3 protein-coding genes (1 of these 3 running past the window's edge) are annotated in these 24,227 nt (G+C 65.2%); all 3 read right to left on the reverse strand.

The window, feature by feature from the left end; all coding sequences use genetic code 11:
- Tightly spaced (at most 58 nt apart), the 3 genes in view from LG3211_RS16725 to LG3211_RS16735 form a layout consistent with a single transcriptional unit that may run on beyond the window.
- On the reverse strand, positions 1-7,872 hold the 5' portion of the coding sequence (locus tag LG3211_RS16725) for a non-ribosomal peptide synthetase (RefSeq protein WP_057943826.1). It extends 2,133 nt beyond the left edge of the window; 7,872 of the gene's 10,005 nt are visible here — the first part of the coding sequence; its start codon is at positions 7,870-7,872; the stop codon falls past the left edge of the window.
- A complete protein-coding gene (locus LG3211_RS16730) occupies positions 7,869-17,675 on the reverse strand; it encodes a non-ribosomal peptide synthetase (RefSeq protein WP_057943827.1) in 9,807 nt (3,268 codons plus the stop codon). Before LG3211_RS16730 ends, LG3211_RS16725 begins: the two co-directional genes overlap by 4 nt.
- A 58-nt stretch (positions 17,676-17,733) precedes the next feature.
- The gene (locus LG3211_RS16735; RefSeq protein ID WP_057943828.1) at positions 17,734-24,225 is read right to left on the reverse strand and encodes a non-ribosomal peptide synthetase; all 6,492 of its coding nucleotides are present in this window, start codon (positions 24,223-24,225) and stop codon (positions 17,734-17,736) included.
- Positions 24,226-24,227 lie beyond the last annotated feature (2 nt).

Raw genomic sequence — 24,227 nt, forward strand, 5'->3', positions numbered from 1 at the left:
CCACGCCTGCATCGCCTGCGCGCTGTCTTCCGGCGTCGCCGCGTGACCGTGGCGGTAGTTCAGCAGCGACGTGAACAACGGCAGCGGCGCCTGCACGCCGCTGCAACGCTGCGCCAGCGCCAGCGACGCCTGTTCGTGCTCCAGCAGTTCGCTCAGCTGCGCATACACCTGCGCGATCGACGCCGGTACGTCATGGCTTAACCCGATCCGGATCGGCAAGGTGTTCAGGAACATGCCGACGACCTGGTCGGCGCCTTCCGATCCCTGCAGACGGCCCGACAGCACCGTACCGAACACGACATCGTCCTCGCGGCCGCTGCACTGACCCAGCACCCGCGCCCAGGCGACGTGGAACAGCACCGCCGGGGTTACGCCGCGGCGACGCGATGCGTCCCGGATCGCACGGGCCATCGCCATCGACAGCGACAATCGCGCTTCTTCGACCTGCTCGCCGTCGTTCTGTACGTTCAGTATTCCGAACGGCGCCGTTGGCTCTTCTACCGATTCCAGTTGCGCGCGGAAATAAGCTTCGTGCTCGTCGTCGGCCACCGTCTGCATCTGAGCGATGAAATGACGGTACGCCCGTGCCGGCGGCAACACACCGCCGCTGAGCAGGGTCTGGATCTCCGACAGAATCAGGTCCATCGCCACGTGGTCGCAGACCAAGTGGTGGCGCAGCAATGCCAGCAGCCATTCGCCGCTGGCGGCATCCTGGGCGATGTACCCGCGCAGGACCGGCGCCTGGCTCAGGTCCAGCCGCATGCGACGCGGATCTGTTCGCTCCAGCAGTTGCGGCAGTGCTTCTTGCCGCGGATCGACCGCGATCGACTCGATGGGCAGCGGCGCTTCGCGATGCACCACTTGCACTGGCCGCGGCAGGCCCTGCCAGCGCACCGAGCTGCGCAGGATGTCGTGACGCGCGATGACCTGTTGCAGCGCGGTCAGGAACAGGTCGAGGCGCTCGCGGCTATCGAACGCGACCACCGATCGCATCAGGTAGGCATCGCCTTCGCGGTCCTGTTCCAACAGGTGATGGAACAGGATGCCTTCCTGCAACGGCGCCAGCGGGTAGATGTCCTGGATGTTGCTTACGCCACCGGGCACTGATTCGACGATCCCGTCGATCTCGTTCTGGTTCAGCGCGACCAGCGGCAGCAGATCGGGGGTGAGGTGCGTCGTCTGTTCCGTGATCGGGTTCGCCGCCGCTTCGGCCGTAGCCGCCACCGGTTCGCAGGCCAGTTGTTCGGCCAGCGCTCGCAGCATCGGCGTGGTGAATACCGTGCGTACGTCGGTCGAATAACCCCGCTGGCGCAGGCGTTCGATCAGGCCGATCACCAACAAGGAGTGACCGCCCAGTTCGAAGAAGTGGTCGTGGCGGCCGACTCGCTCAAGGCCCAGCAGGTCTTGCCAGACGTCCGCGATGGCGGTTTCTATCGCGCCCTGTGGGGCTTCGAAGGCCCGACTCAGGACCGCACCTTGATCCGGAGCCGGCAGCGCCTTGCGATCCAGCTTGCCGTTCGGGGTCAGCGGCAGCGATTCCAGCGCGACGAACGCGCTCGGGATCATGTATTCGGCCAAGTCCTTCGATAGCGCGTCGCGCAAGGAAGCGACCGACAATTCGACGTCCGACGCCATGACCGCGTAGGCCACCAGGCGCTTGTCGCCTTCGACGTCTTCGCGTGCGATGACCACCGCTTCGCGTACGCCATCGCAAGCGACCAGCCGTGCTTCGATCTCGCCCAGTTCGATGCGGAAGCCACGAATCTTGACCTGGAAGTCGTTGCGGCCCAGGTATTCGATCGTGCCGTCGGCCAGCCAACGGCCCAGGTCGCCGGTCTTGTACATCCGCGCTTGCGGGTCGGCGTTGAATGGGTCCCGGACGAACCGCTCGGCCGTCAGCTCGGGACGATTCCAGTAACCGCGCGCCACCTGCACGCCGCCCAGGTGCAACTCGCCCACGACGCCGACCGGCACCGGTTCGCCGCGCGCATCCAGCACGTACACCGGCGTATTCGCGATCGGCCGGCCAATCACCGGTCCGCCCATCGCTTCGCGGATGCTGCCGATCGTCGCGTCCACCGTGCATTCGGTCGGGCCGTACATGTTGTGGAAGTGGATTCGCTTCGAATCCCGCAACTGCGCCCACAGCTTCGGGCCGATGGGCTCGCCGCCCAGCAGCACGCTGACGGGGCGATGGCCCTCGCCTTCCAACAGCCCCGCGGCCAACAAACCTTCGAGCTGCGAAGGCGTGCTGTCCAATGCATCGATCTTCTGCGCTTCGATGAAGTCCAACATCGCCGGACCGCTCGCGCGGATCGACTGCGGGATCGGCAGCACGCAGTGGCCCGACAGCAGCTGCAACAAGCCCTTGAGCGACATGTCGAACGCGTAAGCCGCGTTCAAGCCGATCCGCGAACCTGGGGCCACTTCGCGATGCGTAGTCGCCTGCATCGCCTGCCAGAAGTTCACCGGCGAGCGGTGTTCGATCATTACGCCCTTGGGCTGACCGGTCGAGCCCGACGTGTAGATCATGTAGGCCAGATGCGTCGAATTCAGCGCCACCGAAGGCGGCTGTTCCGATTCCTGCGCCAGCGTCGCGTCTTCCAGCTCGATCACCGGCACCGACAACGAACCCAACAACGACCGCACTGAAGCCTGCGTCACCAACGCCATCGGCGCGCTATCGGCCAGCATGTAGCTCAATCGATCCAGCGGATAGCTCGGGTCCAGCGGAACGTAACCAGCCCCCGATTTCAGGATGCCGACCAGACCGACCACCATCTCCACGCTGCGCTCGACGCAGATCGCTACCCGATCATCGGGCTTCACGCCCAAGCCGACCAGACGATGCGCGATCTGATTCGCGCGGCGATCCAGCTCGGCATAACTCAGCGTCACGTCTTCGTACGATACCGCCGGTGCGTCCGGCGTCCGCGCGACCTGCGCGGCGAACAGTTCCACCAGTGTCTGATCATGCGGCGACGCATCTACCGAGTTGAACCCGCGTAGGATCCCCTCACGCTCCGGCGAAGGCAGAATCGAAAACCCCTTCAGCGCTTGCGAATTCCCACTCTCCAACGCCGCTAACAACGACGTCAGCGCCTGTTCCATATACCGCACCAGGCGCTGCGCATCGATCCCCGCCACCGTCAGCGCGGTCAGGCCGAACGCCTCGCCCAGATCCTCCACCGACATCGTCAGCGGATAGTTGTTGCGCGCCTCCACGCTGATCGACCGCATTCCGTTCCAGGCTCGCGCCGCAGCCTCGATCTCTTCATCGCTGGTAAGTGCATTGCTGTGGCGGTAGTTCATTAGCGCGGTGAACAGTGGCAGCGGCGGCTGCACAGCGCTGCAGCGCTGGGCCAAAGCCAGCGACGCTTGCTCGTATTGCAGCAACTCGACCAGGCGCTGATGCATCTGCCGCACGGCCTGAGCCGCATCGATATCTGCCAGCGACAGCCGCACCGGCAAGGTATTGATGAACATGCCGACGACTTGGTCGGCGCCTTCCGACCCCTGCAGGCGACCCGACAGAACGGTGCCGAACACGACATCCTCGCGGCCGCTGCATTGCGCAACCACCTGCGCCCAGGCGACATGGAACAATACCGCCGGCGAAACGCCGCATCGCCGCGACGTATCGCGTATTCCCAGCGCCAACGAAGGTGCCAAGCCGATACGCGCCTCGCTGACCAGATCGCCGTCGCCCTGCACGTTCAGGATTCCGAACGGTGCCGTCGGTTCGTCCACCGCGCCCAGTTGCTCGGTGAAATAAGCCTCGTGCCCGCTCATGTCCATCGCGTGCGTCCGCGCGATGAAGCTGCGGTACGGCATCGCGGGCGCGAGCCGGTCCTGCTCGCCGCGCAGCAACATCTGCACTTCCTTGAGCAGCAGCTGCAGCGAATAGTTGTCATCCACCATGTGGTGGTTAAGCAAGGCCAGCAGCCACTCGCCGTTATCGCGATCCTCGGCGATGTACGCACGCAGCAAAGGCGCGCGGCGCAGGTCGAAGCGAACGCGGCGCGGATCGGTTCGCTCAAGCAGCTGCGGCAGCGCGTCCCGGCTCTGATCCAGAGTCAACGCTTCGACCGGCAACGGCGCTTCGCGATGCACTACCTGCACCGGCCGCGGCAATCCTTCCCAATGCACCGACGTGCGCAGAATGTCGTGACGCGCGATCACTTGCTGCAATGCCGCCAGGAACGTGTCCAGCCGTTCGCGGCCGTCGAATGCCACCACCGAACGCATCAGGTAGGCATCGCCCTCGCTGCCGTGCTCCAGCAGATGGTGGAACAAGATGCCTTCCTGCAACGGCGCCAGCGGGTAGATGTCCTGCAGATTTCGCACACCGCCGGGAACCGAATCGACGATGCCGTCGATCTCGTCCTGGCTCAAGGCGACCAGCGGAAGAAGGTCGGGCGTGATGCGCGTGGTTTCCGGCGTGATCGGATTGGCCGCGACCTCATCGGTTGCCGCGACCGGACCACCAGCCAGTTGCTCGGCCAACGCGCGCAGCACCGGCGCGGTGAACACGGTGCGTACGTCGGTCGAATAGCCGCGCTGGCGCAGCCGTTCGATCAATCCGATCACCAGCAGCGAATGCCCGCCCAGCTCGAAGAAATGATCGTTGCGGCCTACTTGCTCCAGACCCAACAGGTCCTGCCACACCGCCGCGATCGCGATTTCGATCTCGCCGACGGGTTCCTCGAAGACACGGCTCAACACCGAATCGCGATCCGGCGCCGGCAACGCCTTGCGATCCAGCTTTCCGTTCGGCGTCAGCGGCAGCGACTCCAACGCCACGAACGCGCTCGGCACCATGTACTCGGCCAGATCGCGCGACAATGACTCGCGCAGCGCCGACACCGACAGTTCGACATCTGCGTCCATCACTGCGTACGCCACCAGACGCTTGTCGCCGGGCACGTCCTCGCGCGCGATCACCACCGCTTCGCGCACGCCGTCGCAGGCCATCAGCTTGGCTTCGATCTCGCCCAGCTCGATGCGGAAGCCGCGAATCTTCACCTGGAAATCGTTGCGCCCCAGGTATTCGATCGTGCCGTCGGACAACCAGCGACCCAAGTCGCCGGTCTTGTACATCCGCGCCCGCGGATCGGCGCTGAACGGATCGCGCACGAAGCGCTCCGCGGTCAAATCCGGGCGATTGAGATAGCCGCGGCCGACTTGAACGCCGCCGATAAACAGCTCGCCCGCCACGCCCGCGGGCGCGGGTTCGCCTCGCGCATCGAGCACATACATGCGCGTATTCGCGATCGGCCGGCCGATCGGAACGCGGCCGGCGTGCTGCTGCGGATCGCAGCGCCAATAGGTGACGTCCACGGCCGCTTCGGTGGGGCCATACAGATTATGCAGGCTCGCCGTCGGCAATTTCTGCAGGCAACGCTGTTGTAGCGCGTACGGCAGCGCCTCGCCGCTGCACAACACTTGCCGCAGGCTGCCGCACTCGGCGGGGGCGATCTGTTCCAGGAACACTTGCAGCATCGACGGCACGAAATGAACGACGGTGATCGCCGCCGAATCGATGATGTTCGCAAGGTAATCCGGCTCCTGATGTCCCAGCGGCCGCGCCATCACCAATCGCGCGCCCGCCAGCAGCGGCAGGAAGAATTCCCACACCGATACGTCGAATCCGAACGGCGTCTTCTGCAGCACGCGATCCGACGCGGTCAGCTGGAACTGCGATTGCGCCCACAGCAGGCGATTGACCACGCCCCGGTGTTCGTTCATCGCGCCCTTGGGCTGACCGGTCGAGCCGGAGGTGTAGATCACATAGGCCAGATGGCGCGAAGTCAGCTTCAGCGCAGCGGCATCGGGATTGGCATCGGACTGATCGGCCCACAAGCCGGCATCGCTGTCCAGACACCACACCGGGCGCGCACCCGACTCGGGCAAGCGGTCGCGCAGACTGTGTTGGGTCAGCAGCGCCACCGGCGCGCAATCGGCGAGCATGTAGTTCAACCGCTCGGGCGGATAGCTCGGATCCAGCGGCACGTAGGCGCCGCCGGATTTCAGAATGGCGAGCAGGCCGACCACCATCTCGATGCTGCGTTCGATATGGATAGCCACCCTGTCGTCGGGACGCACGCCGGCCTGGATCAGATGATGGGCCAGTCGATTGGCGCGACGGTTGAGCTCGCCATAACTCAGTTGCTCGCCTTCGAACTCCAGCGCGACCGCATCCGCCCGTTGCGCAACTTGTACTTCGAATAGACGATGTACGGTCTGGTCGAGATCGAAATCGGTATCGGTGGCGTTGAACGTTTGAAGCAACCGCTGACGCTCGCTGTCCGGCATCGCCTTGAGGCGGCACACGGCGCGCTGCGGTTCTTCGCGCAGCGCTTGCAGCAGGGATTCGACCGCGGTCTCCAGATATCCCGCCATGCGGTCGGGATCGATACCCGCCGCGCATTGCGCGGTCAGGCCGAAACCATCGCCCCAATCCTCCACCGCCATCGTGATCGGATAATTGGTGCGCTCTTCGCCACCGATCAGGCGCACGCCGGACCACACGTCGCTAGCCGCGGCGTCCGAAGGCTGTTTCGGCGCGTGGCTGTGGCGATAGTTCAGCAGCGTCGTGAACAACGGCAACGGCGCCTGCACGCCGCTGTTGCGCTGGGCCAGCGCCAGCGATGCCTGTTCGTGCTGCAACAGTTCGGCCAGGCCGCGCTGAGTCGCCCGCACCGCTTCGATGGCCGGGGCTTGATTCAGATCGATCCGGATCGGCAGCGTGTTGATGAACATGCCGACCACTTGGCCGCTGTCGGTGGCCTGCAAGCGTCCGGACAGCACGGTGCCGAACACCACCGCTTCGCGCCCGCTGCACTGCGCCAGCACCCGGCCCCAGGCCAGATGGAACAATGCCGCCGGCGAGACGCCGAGACGGCGGGCGCTGGCGCGCAGCTCCGTCGCCGTCGCTTCGCTGAAGACGCGCTTCGACTCTTCGACGGCATCGCCGCTTCCCTGCACGTCCAGCACATCGAAAGGCGCCGTCGGCGTATCGATATCGCCCAGGCGCTCGCGGAAATAGGCTTCGTGGTGATCGGTCGAAACCGCCTGGGTGCGGGCGATGAAGTTGCGGTACGGCTGCGGTGCCGGCAGATCGCGCTCATCGCCGCGCAGCACGACGGCCACTTCAGACAACAGCAACTCCATGGTTACGTGATCGCACACCATGTGATGGCGCAGCAGGCTCAGCAGCCATTCGCCGTTCGCAGGGTCGGCCACGATGTACGCCTCCAACAGTGGAGCCCGGCGCAGATCCAATCGGGTCTGGCGCGGATCGGTCTGCGCCAGCAGATACTGCATGGCGTCTTCGCCCGCCTCGCACTCCAGCTCGTTGACCGGCAGCGCCGCTTGACGATGCACGACCTGCACCGGCTTGTTCACGCCTTGCCAGCGCACGGCGCTGCGCAGGATGTCGTGACGCGCGATGACCTTCTGCATGGCGACGACGAAGGCATCGAGGCGCGCGCGGCTGTCGAAGGCGATCAGCGAGCGCAGCAGATACGCGTCGGCCTCGCCATCGAGCAGGTGATGGAACAGGATGCCTTCCTGCAACGGCGCCAGCGGGTAGATGTCCTGGATATTCGCCACGCCGCCCGGGACGCTATCGACGATGCCGTCGATCTCTTCCTGCGACAACCGCACCAGCGGCAACATCTCCGGCGTGATCCGCGCTGCGGCCGCCTCGTCCGGCAGGACCGCCAACAGCGCGGCCTTGTGCTCCTTGAGCAAGGCCAGCAATTCGGCGGTCATGACGCCGCGCGCCGCGCGCACGACCAGTTCGCCGGCGCTGGCATGTACGGAAATGTTGTTCTCGCGCAGTCGGGCGAGCACATCCTGTGGCGTCATACGTGAAACTCCTCGGTATCTGCTTCGTTCGCTTCATCCCGGAAACTGTCCGGAATCAGATTGGCGGGGACTTGGAAATCGTCTGCGTCGCTCGGGTTCGCGCGAAGGGTTTCGGCCAGGGAGCTGAGAACCGGTGCGATGAATACGCTGCGCACATCGGCATTCAGACCGCGCTGGCGCAGGCGTTCGATCAGGCCGATCACCAGCAACGAGTGACCGCCCAGTTCGAAGAAATGATCGTGGCGACCGACGCGATCCAGGCCCAGCAGCTCTTGCCATACCTCGGCGATCGCGGTTTCCGTTTCGCCCTGCGGTGCTTCGTATTCGCGCTGCGATACCGATGCCTGGTCCGGCGCCGGCAGCGCCTGCCGATCCAGCTTGCCGTTGGTCGTCAGCGGCAACGCGTCCAGGGCGACGAATGCGCTCGGGACCATGTATTCGGCCAGATCGCGCGACAGCGTCTCGCGCAGTTCGGGCACCGACCAGGTCGCGCCTTCGCGCATCACCAGATAAGCGACCAGGCGCTTGTCGCCCGGGGTGTCTTCGCGTGCGATCACCACGGCGTCGCGTACGCCCTCGCACGCGGCCAGCTTGGCCTCGATCTCGCCCAGTTCGATGCGGAAGCCGCGGATCTTGACCTGGAAATCGTTGCGGCCCAGGTACTCGATCGTGCCGTCCGCCAGCCAGCGGCCCAGGTCGCCGGTCTTGTACATCCGTGCCTGCGGATCGGGGTCGAATCGATCCGGCAGGAAGCGCTGCGCAGTCAGTTCTTCGCGGTTCAAATACCCGCGTGCGACACCGGCGCCGGCGACGTACAACTCGCCGGTCACGCCGACCGGCACCGGTTCGCCCTGCCCGTCCAGCACGTACAGACGCAGGTCGGCGATGGCTTGGCCGATCGGGCTGCCGCGCGGGACCGCGACGTCGGCTTCGGTGATCGGCCTGTAGGTCGCATGCACGGTGATTTCGGTGATGCCGTACATGTTGATGAGCTGCGTGCGCGATGTCGGGTTGCGCTGCAGCCACGGCACCAGCGTGCTCAGTTCCAGGGCTTCGCCGCCGAACACGATCGTGCGCAGCTTGTGCTCGTGCTCACTCTGCGCCGCGATCAGGGCACGGAACGCGCTCGGGGTCTGGTTCAGCACGGTCACGCCTTCGCGCACCAGCAGTTCGTAGAACTCCACCGGCGAACGTGCGCACAGCGACGGCACCACGACTACGCGGCCGCCGTACAGCAATGCGCCCCACAGTTCCCATACCGAAAAGTCGAACGCGAACGAATGGAACAGCGTCCATACGTCGGTTTCGTTGAAGCCGAACCAGTGGTCGGTGGAGGCGAACAAACGGCTGACCTGGCCGTGTTCGACCATCACGCCCTTGGGTTGTCCGGTCGAGCCGGAGGTGTAGATCACGTAGGCCAGATGGTGCGGCTGCAGGCCGCTCACGACCGGTGTATCGGTATCTGCCTGTGCCCATACGGCTTCGTCGTCCAGTTCCAGAACCGGGCATGTTGCTAACGGCAGACTCGCGCGCAGGGCCGATTGGCTCAGCAACACCACCGGCGCGCTGTCTTCCAGCATGTAGGCCAGACGGTCGGCCGGATACGCCGGATCGAGCGGCACGTAGCCGCCGCCGGCCTTCAGAATGCCGAGCAGGCCGACCACCATGTCCAGGCTGCGCTCGACGCAGATCGCGACGCGGTCGTCGGGTTTAACGCCCAACTGGATCAGGCGATGTGCGACTTGGTTGGCACGGCGGTCCAGTTCGGCGTAACTAAGCGTTTGCTGTTCGTACGACACCGCCGGTGCATTGGGGGTGCGCGCGACCTGGGCTTCGAAGCCGTGATGGATCACGCCGTGCTCGAACTGACGCGGCGTGTCGCCGTGGGCCTGGGCGTGGAAGCCCTGCAGCACCTGCGCCCGCTGCGGCGGCGTCAGCAGCGGCAGACGCGCGACCGAAGCCGAATCGTCGGCGACCATCGCCGTCAGCAAGGTCGTCCAGTGATCCATCATCCGCTCGACGGTACCGCGGTCGAACAGGTCGCTGGCATAGGCGACGCTGCCGCTCAAGGCGTTGCCGTTGTCGGTCAGCGACAGGGCCAGATCGAATTGCGCCGTCTGCTGGCCGCTGTCGAGTTGCGACAGGGTCAGGCCGTGCAGTTGCAGGCCGCCGCCGTCGGGGGTGTTGTTCAAGCTCAGCAGCGCCTGGAACAGCGGGCTGTGGCTCATGCTGCGCACCGGCTGCACAGCTTCGACGACTTGTTCGAACGGCAGGTCCTGGTGTTCGTACGCGGCCAGGGTCGTGGCTTTTACCTGGGCCAGCAGGTCGGTCACGCTGGGTTGATGCTGCAGATCGACGCGCAGCGCCAAGGTGTTGACGAAGAAGCCGATCAACGGTTCGAGTTCGCTGCGCTGGCGATTGGCGACCGGGCTGCCGACGACGACATCGGATTGGCCGCTCAGGCGCGACAGCAACACCGACCAGCCGGCCAGCAAGGTCATGAAGACGGTCGTGCCGTGACGCTGCGACAAATTGCGCAACTGCGCGCTCAGCTCAGCCGACAGCCGAACCGGGACGCGGTCGCCGGCGTAGCTCTGCAACGCCGGGCGCGACCGGTCGGTCGGCAGTTCCAGCACCGCCGGGGCGCCTTGCAGCTGATCGCGCCAGTAGTTGCTTTGACGCTGCAGGGTCTCGCCCTGCAGCCAGCCGCGTTGCCACGCGGCGTAATCGGCGTACTGGATCGGCAGCGGCGGCAACGGATCGGGCTGGCCCTGACGATAAGCGTCGTACAGCGCGCTGACTTCCTTCACCAGCACGCCGATCGACCAACCGTCGGAGACGATGTGGTGCTGGGTTACCAGCAGCACGTGCTCGCGTTCGCTCAGTCGCAGCAAGCGACCGCGGATCAACGGGCCCTGGGCCAGATCGAACGGGGCGCGGGCTTCTTCGCGGCTTTGCGTGGCTACGGCGGAGGCTTGTGCGTCGGCGGCCAGATCGCTCAGATCGTGATCGACCAGAACGAAGCCGGTATCGGCCGGATCGATGACCTGGGTCGGGGCGCCTGACTGACTGACGAAGCGGGTGCGCAGGTTTTCGTGGCGCGCGACGATTCGATTCAGGCTGCTCTGCAGCGCTGCACGGTCGAGTTCGCCGCTCAGCTGCAAGGCCACCGGCATGTGATACGCCGCACCGGCCGAGTGATCGAGCTGATCCAGGAACCACAGGCGTTGCTGGGCCCACGACAGCGGCAACGCGGCATTGCGGTCGGCGAGCGTGATCGGCGGTTGCGACGCGCTCTGCGAACCCTGCACGCTGGCGGCCAACGCGGCCGGGGTGGGACGCGAGAACAGGTCGCGCAGCGGAATCTCCAGACCCAGCGATTGGCGCAGGCGCGAGGCGACTTGCACGGCCAGCAGCGAGTGGCCGCCCAGTTCGAAGAAGTGGTCGTGGCGGCCGACTCGCTCAAGGCCCAGCAGGTCTTGCCAGATCTCGGCGATGGCGGTTTCGATCTCGCCTTGCGGGGCTTCGTATTCGCGGCTCAGCACTGCGCCTTGGTCTGGCGCCGGCAGGGCCTTGCGGTCCAGCTTGCCGTTCGGAGTCAGCGGCAATGCGTCCAGCGCGACGAAAGCGCTTGGGACCATGTACTCGGCCAGCTCCTTCGACAGCGCCTCGCGCAGCGCCGCCACCGACAGTTCGACGCCCGGCTCCATCACCGCGTAAGCCACCAGACGCTTGTCGCCTTCGACGTCTTCACGCGCGATGACCACCGCTTCGCGCACGCCCTCGCAGGCCACCAGCCGCGCTTCGATCTCGCCCAGTTCGATGCGGAAGCCGCGGATCTTGACCTGGAAGTCGTTGCGGCCCAGGTACTCGATCGTGCCGTCCGCCAGCCAACGGCCCAGGTCGCCGGTCTTGTACATCCGCGCCTGCGGGTCGGCGCTGAACGGGTCGCGGACGAATCGCTCGGCCGTCAGCTCCGGGCGATTCCAGTAACCACGCGCCACTTGGACGCCGCCCAGATGCAACTCGCCCACGACGCCGACCGGCACCGGTTCGCCGCGCGCATCCAGCACGTACACCGGCGTATTCGCGATCGGCCGGCCAATGACCGGTCCGCCCGCCGCTTCGCGAATGCTGCCGATCGTCGCGTCCACCGTGCACTCGGTCGGACCGTACATGTTGTGGAAGTGGATGCGCTTCGAATCCCGCAGTTGAGCCCACAGTTTCGGGCCGATGGGCTCGCCGCCCAGCAGCACGCTGACCGGGCGATGGCCCTCGCCTTCCAACAGGCCTGCGGCCAACAAGCCTTCGAGTTGCGAAGGCGTGCTATCCAACGCGTCAATCTTGTGCGCTTCGATGAACTCCAACATCGCCGGCCCGCTCGCGCGGATCGACTGCGGGATCGGCAGCACGCAATGGCCCGACAGCAGTTGCAGCAATCCTTTCAGCGACATATCGAACGCATAAGCCGCGTTCAAGCCTATGCGCGAACCCGGAGCCACTTCGCGATGCGTAGTCGCCTGCATCGCCCGCCAGAAGTTCACCGGCGAGCGATGCTCGATCATCACGCCCTTGGGCTGACCGGTCGAACCCGAGGTGTAGATCATGTAGGCCAGATGCGTCGAATTCAGCACCACCGAAGGCGCCTGCTCCGATTCCTGCGCCAGCGTCGCGTCTTCCAGCTCGATCACCGGCACCGACAACGAACCCAGCAACGACCGCACCGACGCCTGCGTCACCAAAGCCATTGGCTGACTGTCTTGCAGCATGTAGCTCAAGCGTTCGAGCGGATAGCTCGGGTCCAGCGGAACGTAACCAGCCCCCGATTTCAGGATGCCGACTAGACCGACCACCATCTCCACGCTGCGCTCGACGCAGATCGCCACGCGATTATCGGGCTTCACGCCCAAACCGATCAGACGATGCGCGACTTGATTCGCCCGGCGATCCAGCTCGGCATAACTCAGCGTCACCCCTTCATACGACACCGCCGGTGCGTCCGGCGTCCGCGTGACCTGGGCCTCGAACAGCTCCACCAGCGTTTGATCGTGCGACTGCGCATCCACCGAATTGAACTCGCGCAAGACCGTCTCGCGCTCGGCCGCGGGCAGAATCGGCAGTTCCTGCAGCGCTTGCTGCGACCCATCCTCCAGCGCCGACAACAACGACGCCAACGCCTGCTCCATGTACCGCACCAGCCGTTGCGGATCGATTCCCGCCACCGCCAGCACCGTCAATCCGAACGCTTCGCCCAGATCCTCCACCGACATCGTCAGCGGATAGTTGTTGCGCGTATCGCCACCGATCAGCCGCATGCCGCTCCACGCCTGCATCGCCTGCGCGCTGTCTTCCGGCGTCGCCGCGTGACCGTGGCGGTAGTTCAGCAGCGACGTGAACAACGGCAGCGGCGCCTGCACGCCGCTGCAACGCTGCGCCAGCGCCAGCGACGCCTGTTCGTGCTCCAGCAGTTCGCTCAGCTGCGCATACACCTGCGCGATCGACGCCGGTACGTCATGGCTTAACCCGATCCGGATCGGCAAGGTGTTCAGGAACATGCCGACGACCTGGTCGGCGCCTTCCGATCCCTGCAGACGGCCCGACAGCACCGTACCGAACACGACATCGTCCTCGCGGCCGCTGCACTGACCCAGCACCCGCGCCCAGGCGACGTGGAACAGCACCGCCGGGGTTACGCCGCGGCGACGCGATGCGTCCCGGATCGCACGGGCCATCGCCATCGACAGCGACAATCGCGCTTCTTCGACCTGCTCGCCGTCGTTCTGTACGTTCAGTATTCCGAACGGCGCCGTTGGCTCTTCTACCGATTCCAGTTGCGCGCGGAAATAAGCTTCGTGCTCGTCGTCGGCCACCGTCTGCATCTGAGCGATGAAATGACGGTACGCCCGTGCCGGCGGCAACACACCGCCGCTGAGCAGGGTCTGGATCTCCGACAGAATCAGGTCCATCGCCACGTGGTCGCAGACCAAGTGGTGGCGCAGCAATGCCAGCAGCCATTCGCCGCTGGCGGCATCCTGGGCGATGTACCCGCGCAGGACCGGCGCCTGGCTCAGGTCCAGCCGCATGCGACGCGGATCTGTTCGCTCCAGCAGTTGCGGCAGTGCTTCTTGCCGCGGATCGACCGCGATCGACTCGATGGGCAGCGGCGCTTCGCGATGCACCACTTGCACTGGCCGCGGCAGGCCCTGCCAGCGCACCGAGCTGCGCAGGATGTCGTGACGCGCGATGACCTGTTGCAGCGCGGTCAGGAACAGGTCGAGGCGCTCGCGGCTATCGAACGCGACCACCGATCGCATCAGGTAGGCATCGCCTTCGCGGTCCTGTTCCAACAGGTGATGGAACAGGATGCCTTCCTGCAACGGCGCCAGCGGGTAGATGTCCTGGATGTTGCTTACGCCACCGGGCACTGATTCGACGATCCCGTCGATCTCGTTCTGGTTCAGCGCGACCAGCGGCAGCAGATCGGGGGTGAGGTGCGTCGTCTGTTCCGTGATCGGGTTCGCCGCCGCTTCGGCCGTAGCCGCCACCGGTTCGCAGGCCAGTTGTTCGGCCAGCGCTCGCAGCATCGGCGTGGTGAATACCGTGCGTACGTCGGTCGAATAACCCCGCTGGCGCAGGCGTTCGATCAGGCCGATCACCAACAAGGAGTGACCGCCCAGTTCGAAGAAGTGGTCGTGGCGGCCGACTCGCTCAAGGCCCAGCAGGTCTTGCCAGACGTCCGCGATGGCGGTTTCTATCGCGCCCTGTGGGGCTTCGAAGGCCCGACTCAGGACCGCACCTTGATCCGGAGCCGGCAGCGCCTTGCGATCCAGCTTGCCGTTCGGGGTCAGCGGCAGCGATTCCAGCGCGACGAACGCGCTCGGGATCATGTATTCGGCCAAGTCCTTCGATAGCGCGTCGCGCAAGGAAGCGACCGACAATTCGACGTCCGACGCCATGACCGCGTAGGCCACCAGGCGCTTGTCGCCTTCGACGTCTTCGCGTGCGATGACCACCGCTTCGCGTACGCCATCGCAAGCGACCAGCCGTGCTTCGATCTCGCCCAGTTCGATGCGGAAGCCACGAATCTTGACCTGGAAGTCGTTGCGGCCCAGGTATTCGATCGTGCCGTCGGCCAGCCAACGGCCCAGGTCGCCGGTCTTGTACATCCGCGCTTGCGGGTCGGCGTTGAATGGGTCCCGGACGAACCGCTCGGCCGTCAGCTCGGGACGATTCCAGTAACCGCGCGCCACCTGCACGCCGCCCAGGTGCAACTCGCCCACGACGCCGACCGGCACCGGTTCGCCGCGCGCATCCAGCACGTACACCGGCGTATTCGCGATCGGCCGGCCAATCACCGGTCCGCCCATCGCTTCGCGGATGCTGCCGATCGTCGCGTCCACCGTGCATTCGGTCGGGCCGTACATGTTGTGGAAGTGGATTCGCTTCGAATCCCGCAACTGCGCCCACAGCTTCGGGCCGATGGGCTCGCCGCCCAGCAGCACGCTGACGGGGCGATGGCCCTCGCCTTCCAACAGCCCCGCGGCCAACAAACCTTCGAGCTGCGAAGGCGTGCTGTCCAATGCATCGATCTTCTGCGCTTCGATGAAGTCCAACATCGCCGGACCGCTCGCGCGGATCGACTGCGGGATCGGCAGCACGCAGTGGCCCGACAGCAGCTGCAACAAGCCCTTGAGCGACATGTCGAACGCGTAAGCCGCGTTCAAGCCGATCCGCGAACCTGGGGCCACTTCGCGATGCGTAGTCGCCTGCATCGCCTGCCAGAAGTTCACCGGCGAGCGGTGTTCGATCATTACGCCCTTGGGCTGACCGGTCGAGCCCGACGTGTAGATCATGTAGGCCAGATGCGTCGAATTCAGCGCCACCGAAGGCGGCTGTTCCGATTCCTGCGCCAGCGTCGCGTCTTCCAGCTCGATCACCGGCACCGACAACGAACCCAACAACGACCGCACTGAAGCCTGCGTCACCAACGCCATCGGCGCGCTATCGGCCAGCATGTAGCTCAATCGATCCAGCGGATAGCTCGGGTCCAGCGGAACGTAACCAGCCCCCGATTTCAGGATGCCGACCAGACCGACCACCATCTCCACGCTGCGCTCGACGCAGATCGCTACCCGATCATCGGGCTTCACGCCCAAGCCGACCAGACGATGCGCGATCTGATTCGCGCGGCGATCCAGCTCGGCATAACTCAGCGTCACGTCTTCGTACGACACCGCAGGCGCATCCGGCGTTCGCGCGACCTGTGCGGCGAACAGCCCCACCAGCGTCTGATCATGCGCGTCCGCACGAACAGTATTGAAATCTACCAGCACACGCCTGCGCTCTTCCGCTGAAATCAGCGGCAGCACACTGAGCGCCCGATCTTCGTCCTTGCACATCGCTCCCAGCAGATTGAACCACTGTCCCACCATGCGCTCGACGGTATCGCGGTCGAACAGATCGCTGGCGTATTCCAATTCGCCCTCGAGCTCGGCGCCTGCGTCGCTGAGCAACAAGCGCAGGTCGAAATGCGCGGTTCGATGGTCGGGGTCGATCTGACTCAACTCCAGTCCCGGCAGCGACAAACTCGCGCCCCGCGGCGTGTTGTCCAAGGTCAGCATGACCTGGAACAACGGGCTGTAACTCATGCTGCGTTCCGGCTGCAAGGATTCGACCACTTGGTCGAAAGGCAGCTCCTGATGCGCATACGCCGACAGCGCCGTGCGCTTGATCTGTTCGACCAGCTGCGCCGCGCTCGGATCGTCTTCGAGCCTGATCCGCAATGCCAACGTGTTGACGAAGCAACCGACCAATGCCTCGACCTGTGAGGGTTGCCGATTGGCGACCGGACTGCCCACCACCAGATCGGTCTGCCCGCTCAGACGCGACAGCAATGCCGACCAGCCGGTCAGCAAGGTCATATACATCGTCGCGCCGTGGCGCTGGGAGAAGGATCGCAACGCCTCGGTCAACGCGTCGGGCAAACGTACCGGCACTCGGTCGCCTGTATAGCTCTGCGAAGGCGGTCGAGGACGATCGCTCGGCAGCTCCAGCAGTGCCGGCGCACCCTGCAGGTGATTTCGCCAGAACTCGATGCGCTTGCTCAGCTCCTCGCCGTGCAGCCATTGACGCTGCCATGCTGCATAGTCGGCGTACTGGATCGGCAACGGCGGCAGCGGATCGGGGCGATTTTGATGAAACGCGCTGTAGAGCTCGCTGAACTCGCCGATCAGCACGCCGATCGACCAACCGTCGGAGACGATGTGGTGCTGGGTCACCAGCAATACGTGCTCGCGTTCAGCGAGCTTCAACAACCGACCGCGAATCAGCGGACCGCTGGCGAGGTCGAACGGCTTACTCGCCTCCTCGGCACCGATCGCTTCGACCTGCGCCTGGCGCTGGGCCGCTTCGATCGAACTCAGATCATGATGCATCAGCGGCAACCCGACGTCTTCGCCGCGAATCACCAGCCTGGCCGACTCGCCCGACTTGACGAACACCGTGCGCAAGTTCTCGTGCCGCGCGACGATGCGATCCATCGCGGCCTGAAGCGCGGCGACGTCGAGCTCGCCGCTCAACCGCAGCGCCACCGGCATGTGATACGCCGAGCCCGCGGCCTGATCGAACTGATTGAGGAACCACAGGCGCTGCTGCGACCACGACAGCGGAAGTTCTCCGTCGCGATCGGCCTTCGGAATCGACGCGCCGCCGAGCTGCGCGCTGGGCTTGGCCGACTTGGCCAGCCTGCGGCGCAGCAGCTCCAGTTTCATCAGTTCGACATCGGACGATGTTTCTTGAGACATGACATCCCTATCAGGTGATTCGTAAAAACGGAGGGGTGTTAACAGACTCGATCGCGGCTCAGCCGTCTTCTTCCTCTAGCAGGGCGCGCAATTCTTCTTCCGACAGGCCATCGAGTTCGTCGGAATGCATCGCCACGTCTTCCTGCGAGTAACGCTCGACCGAAGCGACCAGCACGGTGCGGGCCAGAGCGATCAGCTGCGGCGACTTGAACAGATCGGCCAGCGGGATATCCACGTCGAGCTGTTGGCGCAGGCGCGAGGCGACCTGCACGGCCAGCAGCGAGTGGCCGCCGAGTTCGAAGAAGTGGTCGTGGCGGCCGACTCGCTCAAGGCCCAGCAGGTCTTGCCAGATCTCGGCGATGGCGGTTTCGATCTCGCCTTGCGGGGCTTCGTACTCGCGGCTTAGCACCGCGGCTTGATCCGGTGTCGGCAGGGCCTTGCGGTCCAGCTTGCCGTTCGGAGTCAGCGGCAATGCGTCCAGCGCGACGAAAGCGCTTGGGACCATGTACTCGGCCAGGTCTTTCGACAGCGCCTCGCGCAGCGCCGCCACCGACAGTTCGACGCCCGGCTCCATCACCGCGTAAGCCACCAGACGCTTGTCGCCTTCGACGTCTTCACGCGCGATGACCACCGCTTCGCGCACGCCCTCGCAGGCCACCAGCCGCGCTTCGATCTCGCCCAGTTCGATGCGGAAGCCGCGGATCTTGACCTGGAAGTCGTTGCGGCCCAGGTACTCGATCGTGCCGTCCGCCAGCCAACGGCCCAGGTCGCCGGTCTTGTACATCCGCGCTTGCGGGTCGGCACTGAACGGATCGCGCACGAACCGTTCCGCCGTCAGCTCCGGACGATTCCAATAGCCGCGCGCCACTTGCACGCCGGCGATAAACAGCTCACCCGCGACACCCACCGGCACCGGTTCACCGCGAGCATCCAGCACATACATCTGCGTATTCGCCACCGGACGCCCGATCGGCACCGCGCGTCGTTGCGACGGCTCGGCGCAGTTCCAATACGTCACCTCGATCGCGGCCTCGGTCGGGCCGTACAGGTTATGCAGCTCAACGCCGGGCAGCGCGGCAAATACTTGTTGTTGCAGGCTGTAAGGCAGCGCTTCGCCGCTGCAGAACAGCTGTTTCAGTCCCTTGCAGCGGCCCGCATCGGTGCGATCGACAAACACCTGCAGCATCGACGGCACGAAATGCGCCACTGTGATGCCGGCACTTTCGATCAGATCGACCAGATAATCCGGGTCCTGATGGCCCAGCGGTTTTGCCAACACCAAGGTCGCGCCCGACAGCAGTGGCTGGAAGAACTCCCATACCGATACGTCGAAACCGAACGGCGTCTTTTGCAGTACGCGATCGGAAGCGTTCCACGGAAATTGTCGAACACCCCAATCCAGACGATTCATCACCGCGTGATGCTCGTTCATCACGCCCTTGGGCTGGCCGGTCGAACCCGAGGTATAGATCACGTAGGCCAGATGCCGCGGCGTCAGCCCGAGCGCCTCAGGCTCGGGATCGTGTTCGTTCTGTTCACCCAGCAACGCGTCGGCATCCAACGCGATGCGCGGCGACGCAACGTCTTCCGGCAACAACGCGCGAGTGGCCGAGTGCATCAACACCGCCGTCGGCGTGCAGTCTTCCAGCATGTAAGCCAGACGATCGCGCGGGTAGCTCGGGTCCAGCGGCACATAAGCACCACCGGCCTTCAGCGTGCCCAGCAGGCCAATCACCATCTCCAGGCTACGCTCGACACAGATGGCGACTCGCTCATCGGGCTTCACGCCGAGGCCGATCAGCCGGTGCGCCAGACGATTGGCTCGCCGGTTGAGTTCGCTGTAACTCAGGCGGGCGCCATCGAACTCCAGCGCGACCGCTTCCGGCGTGGCGTGGACCTGCGCTTCGAAGGCGCGATGAATCAGCTCGATACGGCGCGGCGCGACGGTCGCGTTGAACGCCTCCACCACCCGCTCGCGTTCGCCGGCCGGCAACCACGGCAGCGCGTCGACCGTGGACGACTCCTCGGCCAGATTCCGAAGAAGCACGGTCAGGCTGGCGACATAGCGCTCGATCGTCGAGCGATCGAACAGTTCGGTCGAATAGGACAGTTCGCCAAAGATTTCGTCGCCGTTGTCTTCGAGCGACAGTTCCAGATCGAAATGCGTGGTCTGCTGGCCGCTTTCGAGCTGCGACAGGCTCAGGCCGTGCAGTTGCAGGCCGCCGCCGTCGGGCGTGTTGTTCAAACTCAGCAGCGCCTGGAACAGCGGGCTGTGACTCATGCTGCGCACGGGCTGCGCGGCTTCGACTACCTGTTCGAACGGAAGGTCCTGATGTTCATAAGCGGCCAGCGTTGTCGCCTTCACTCGCGACAACAGGTCGGACACGCTCGGCGCGTCCTGCAGATCGACGCGCAGCGCCAACGTATTGACGAAGAAACCGATCAGCGGCTCAAGCTCGCTGCGTTGGCGGTTGGCAACCGGACTGCCGACCACCACCTCGGACTGACCGCTCAAACGCGACAACAAGATCGACCAGCCCGTCAGCAAGGTCATGAAGACGGTCGTGCCGTGACGTTGCGACAAGCCGCGCAGCCGAGCGCTCAACTCGCTCGACAGACGGACCGGCACGCGGTCGCCGGCATAGCTCTGCACCGCGGGCCGCGGCCGGTCGGTCGGCAGTTCCAGGACCGCCGGCGCGCCGCGCAGTTGCTCGCGCCAATACGTCGTTTGACGCTGCAACCTGTCGCCCTGCAACCAACCGCGTTGCCATGCGGCGTAGTCGGCGTACTGGATCGGCAACGGCGGCAGCGGATCGGGCCGGCCCTGGCGAAACGCGTCGTACAACGCGCTGACTTCCTTTACCAGCACGCCGATCGACCAACCGTCGGAGACGATGTGATGCTGGGTCACCAGCAGCACATGCTCGTCTTCGCTCAGGCGCAGCAGTCGGCCGCGGATCAACGGCCCCTGCGCAAGATCGAATGAGGCGTGGGCCTCTTCGCGACTTTGCGCGGCCACAGCGGAGGCTTTCGCATCGGCGGCGAGATCGCTCAAGTCTTGACCGACCAGAACGAAGCCGGTGTCGGCCGAGTCGATGACTTGCACCGGGGCGCCGGACTGGCTGACAAAGCGGGTTCGCAGGTTCTCGTGGCGCGAGATGATCCGATCCAGGCTCTTCTGCAACGCCAGACGATCCAACTCACCGCTCAACCGCAAGGCCACCGGCATGTGATAGGCCGCGCCAGCCGAATGATCGAGCTGATCCAGGAACCACAAGCGTTGCTGCGCCCACGACAGCGGCAACGCGGCATTTCGGTCAGCCAGCGCGATGGGCGGTTGCGATGCGCTTTGCGCGTCCAGCAAGCCCGCCGCAAGCATCGCCGGCGTAGGACGCGAGAACAGCTCCCGCAGCGGAATGTCCAGACCCAGCGAATGCCGCAGGCGTGAGGCGACCTGCGCCGCCAGCAGCGAATGTCCGCCGAGTTCGAAGAAGTGATCGTGACGGCCGACCCGCTCAAGGCCCAGCAGGTCTTGCCAGACCGCGGCGATGGCGCTTTCGATTTCGCCAAGCGGCGCTTCGTGTTCGCGGCTCAGCACCGCCCCTTGATCAGGCGCAGGCAGCACCTTGCGATCCAGCTTTCCGTTCGGCGTCAACGGCAGCGATTCCATCGCGACGAAGGCGCTCGGAATCATGTACTCAGCCAAGTCCTTCGACAGCGATTCGCGCAGCGACGCCACCGACAACTCGGCGCCCGCGTCCATTACCGCATAGGCCACCAAACGCTTGTCGCCCTCGACGTCTTCGCGCGCGATCACCACCGCTTCGCGCACACCGTCGCAGGCAGCAAGCCGGGCTTCGATTTCGCCCAGCTCGATGCGAAAGCCACGAATCTTCACCTGAAAATCGTTACGGCCCAGGAACTCGATCGTCCCGTCCGCCAACCAACGTCCCAGATCGCCGGTCTTGTACATCCGCGCCCGCGGATCGGCACTGAACGGATCGCGCACGAAGCGCTCAGCCGTAAGCTCCGGACGATTCCAGTACCCGCGCGCAACCTGCACGCCGGCAATGAACAATTCGCCGGCGACGCCGACGGGCACCGGTTCGCCACGCGCATCCAGCACATATATGCGGGTATTCGCCACCGGGCCGCCGATCGGAACCTCGCGATCCAGACGCGCCGTCGTCCTGTCGAGCCGAACGGCCGTGGCATAGACGGTGGTTTCGGTCGGCCCGTAAGTGTTGAGCACGGGGCACGGCGTCGCCGTCAGCCATGCATCGAGGAAGCGGCGTTCCACCTTCTCGCCGCCGACCACGACCAGGCGCAACGATGGCGCCTGCTCCACGGCACCGTCGCGCAGTTGCATCGCCCAGCGATGCCAGAACGCGGTCGGCACATCGACGATTCCGACATCGTGCCTGCGCAGAAAGCCGACGAAGTCCGCATCCGGCGCGATCAGATCGTCCGGGCGCAGCACCACGGTCGCGCCGGCCGACAGCGCGGGAAATATCTCGACCACGGAGCTGTCGAACGAGTACGAAGCGAACTGCAGCATGCGTTCGCCCGGCCCGAGGCCGCAGTTGCGCACATGCGTCGTCATCTGCGCGGTCAGACTGAGGTGCTCGACCACCACGCCTTTCGGCTTGCCGGTCGAACCGGAGGTGTAGATGAGGTAAGCCGCGTCGTTCCCGCTCAGTCCGGCTGGGAGCGGATTGTGATCGTCTCCGTCCGCCGCGATGCCCGCATCGTCCAACCACAAGATGTTCGTCGCATCCGGATCGGGCAGACGATCGCGCAACGACAAAGTGCTCAGCACTCGCCGCGGCGCGCTGTCGTGAAGCATGTGGCTCAGGCGTTCGGACGGATAAGCCGGGTCCATGGGCACGTAAGCCGCGCCGGCCTTCAGAGTTCCCAGCAGCGCGGCGATCAACGACGGCCCGCGCTCCAGGAAGATTCCCACCCGATCGCCGACGCCCACGCCCGCGGCGATCAGCCGATGCGCTATGCGGTTGGCGTCACGATTCAATTCCGCGTAGGAAATCGTGCGATCGCCGGACACCAGCGCGGGTTGCTGCGCAAGCACGGCCGCTTGCGCCTCGAAGGCCCGATGCGCCAGCGGCTCGGCCGGCAACGGCGCCTGAGTCGCGTTGAAGTCGTGCAGCAGTTGATGGCGCTGCGCCTGGTCGAGCAAGTCGAGCTCGGCGACCCGTTGGCCGTCATCGGCGGTCAGGCTCTCCAGCAGGCGCAGCCAGCAGCCCGCCAGACGTTCGACCGTGGCGCGATCGAACAGCGCCGGGTCGAACCTGAAATCGCAGCGCAGCCCTTGTTCCAGCTCGATCGCTTCCAGCACCAGCGGCAGCGACTCGCCGCCGCTGCGGCCCACCGGATACGCGCTCAGCGCCGCGCCGCCCCATGCGATGCCTTCGTCCGCGCCCTGTTCGCTCCACAGGCCGCGTAAGCCGGCGCCGTGGCGCGCGTGCTGGAACACGAACATGGTCTGGAACAGGGAAATCTCCGCACCGCCGCGGCGGGCGCGCAGGTCTTCGACCACGCACTGATACGGATAGTCCTGATAACGCACCGCTTTCAGCGCTGAGTTGCGGGTTTCGCGCAGCACCTGCGCCACGCGTTTTTCCGCGGTAAAACTGGCCTTGATCACAACCGGATTGACGAAGTCGCCGATCACCCGGTCCCACTGCGCCAGGCTGCGGCCCGGCATCGGCGAACCCACCGCGATCTCGTCCTGGCCGGTGATCCGATGCAGGAACATCTGATACGCCGCCAACAGGCAGGTGTACAAGGTCGATGCGTGACGCCGCGCCAAGCCGCTGACGGCGTCGCTCAAGCCGACGGGCACCGATACCGACACCACCTGGGTTCCCTGGACCGAATCGGCGGACGCGCGATCGGTCGGAAGCTGCAGCAGTGTTCCTTCATCGGCGATCGTCTGGTGCCAATAGTTCCTCTGCGCAACTGCTTCGTCGCCGCGCAGCCACTGCTCCTGCCAGCGCACGTACTGCCCGTAATCGTGAACCGGCGCGGCCGGATCGAAAATGTTCGCATCGGACAGCAGCGCGCCAAGTTCTTCCAGCACAAGCCAATACGACCAACCATCCACCGCGATGTGATCGAACGCGAGCATCAGCACCTGCTCGTTCGGACCACGCGTATACAAGCCGGCGCGGAACGGCGGTTCGCTGTCGAGCCGGAACGGCCGTGCGCCATCGCGTTCCACCTGTTGCGCCAGTTCGCCCTCGTCCCAGCCGCTGGCGTCGGCGCAGCGCAGTTCCACTTCGGCGGTATCGCAGAAGCGCTGCTCGGCGATTCCGTCGCGCTCGCGGATGCGCACGCGCAGCATCGGGTGACGAATCGCCAAATGGCGTAAGGCCCGTTGCAGGGCGTCGCTGCTAAAGTGCCCGCGCACTCGAGCCGAGAACACATTGTTGTGATCGCTCTGACGCGCCGGCGCCATGCGGTACGTCAACCAGCGGCCGCGCTGCGCCGCCGACAGCGGCAGCCAAAGCTCCGCCCTTGCTTCCAGGTTCATCC

The sequence above is a fragment of the Lysobacter gummosus genome, from assembly GCF_001442805.1.
In the GTDB taxonomy this organism is placed as follows: domain Bacteria; phylum Pseudomonadota; class Gammaproteobacteria; order Xanthomonadales; family Xanthomonadaceae; genus Lysobacter; species Lysobacter gummosus.

What these genes read in the sequence shown, in the direction of transcription:
- LG3211_RS16735 (WP_057943828.1), bottom strand. Translation starts at nt 24,225, where the DNA reads ATGAACCTGGAAGCAAGGGCGGAGCTTTGGCTGCCGCTGTCGGCGGCG.
- LG3211_RS16730 (WP_057943827.1), bottom strand. Translation starts at nt 17,675, where the DNA reads ATGTCTCAAGAAACATCGTCCGATGTCGAACTGATGAAACTGGAGCTG.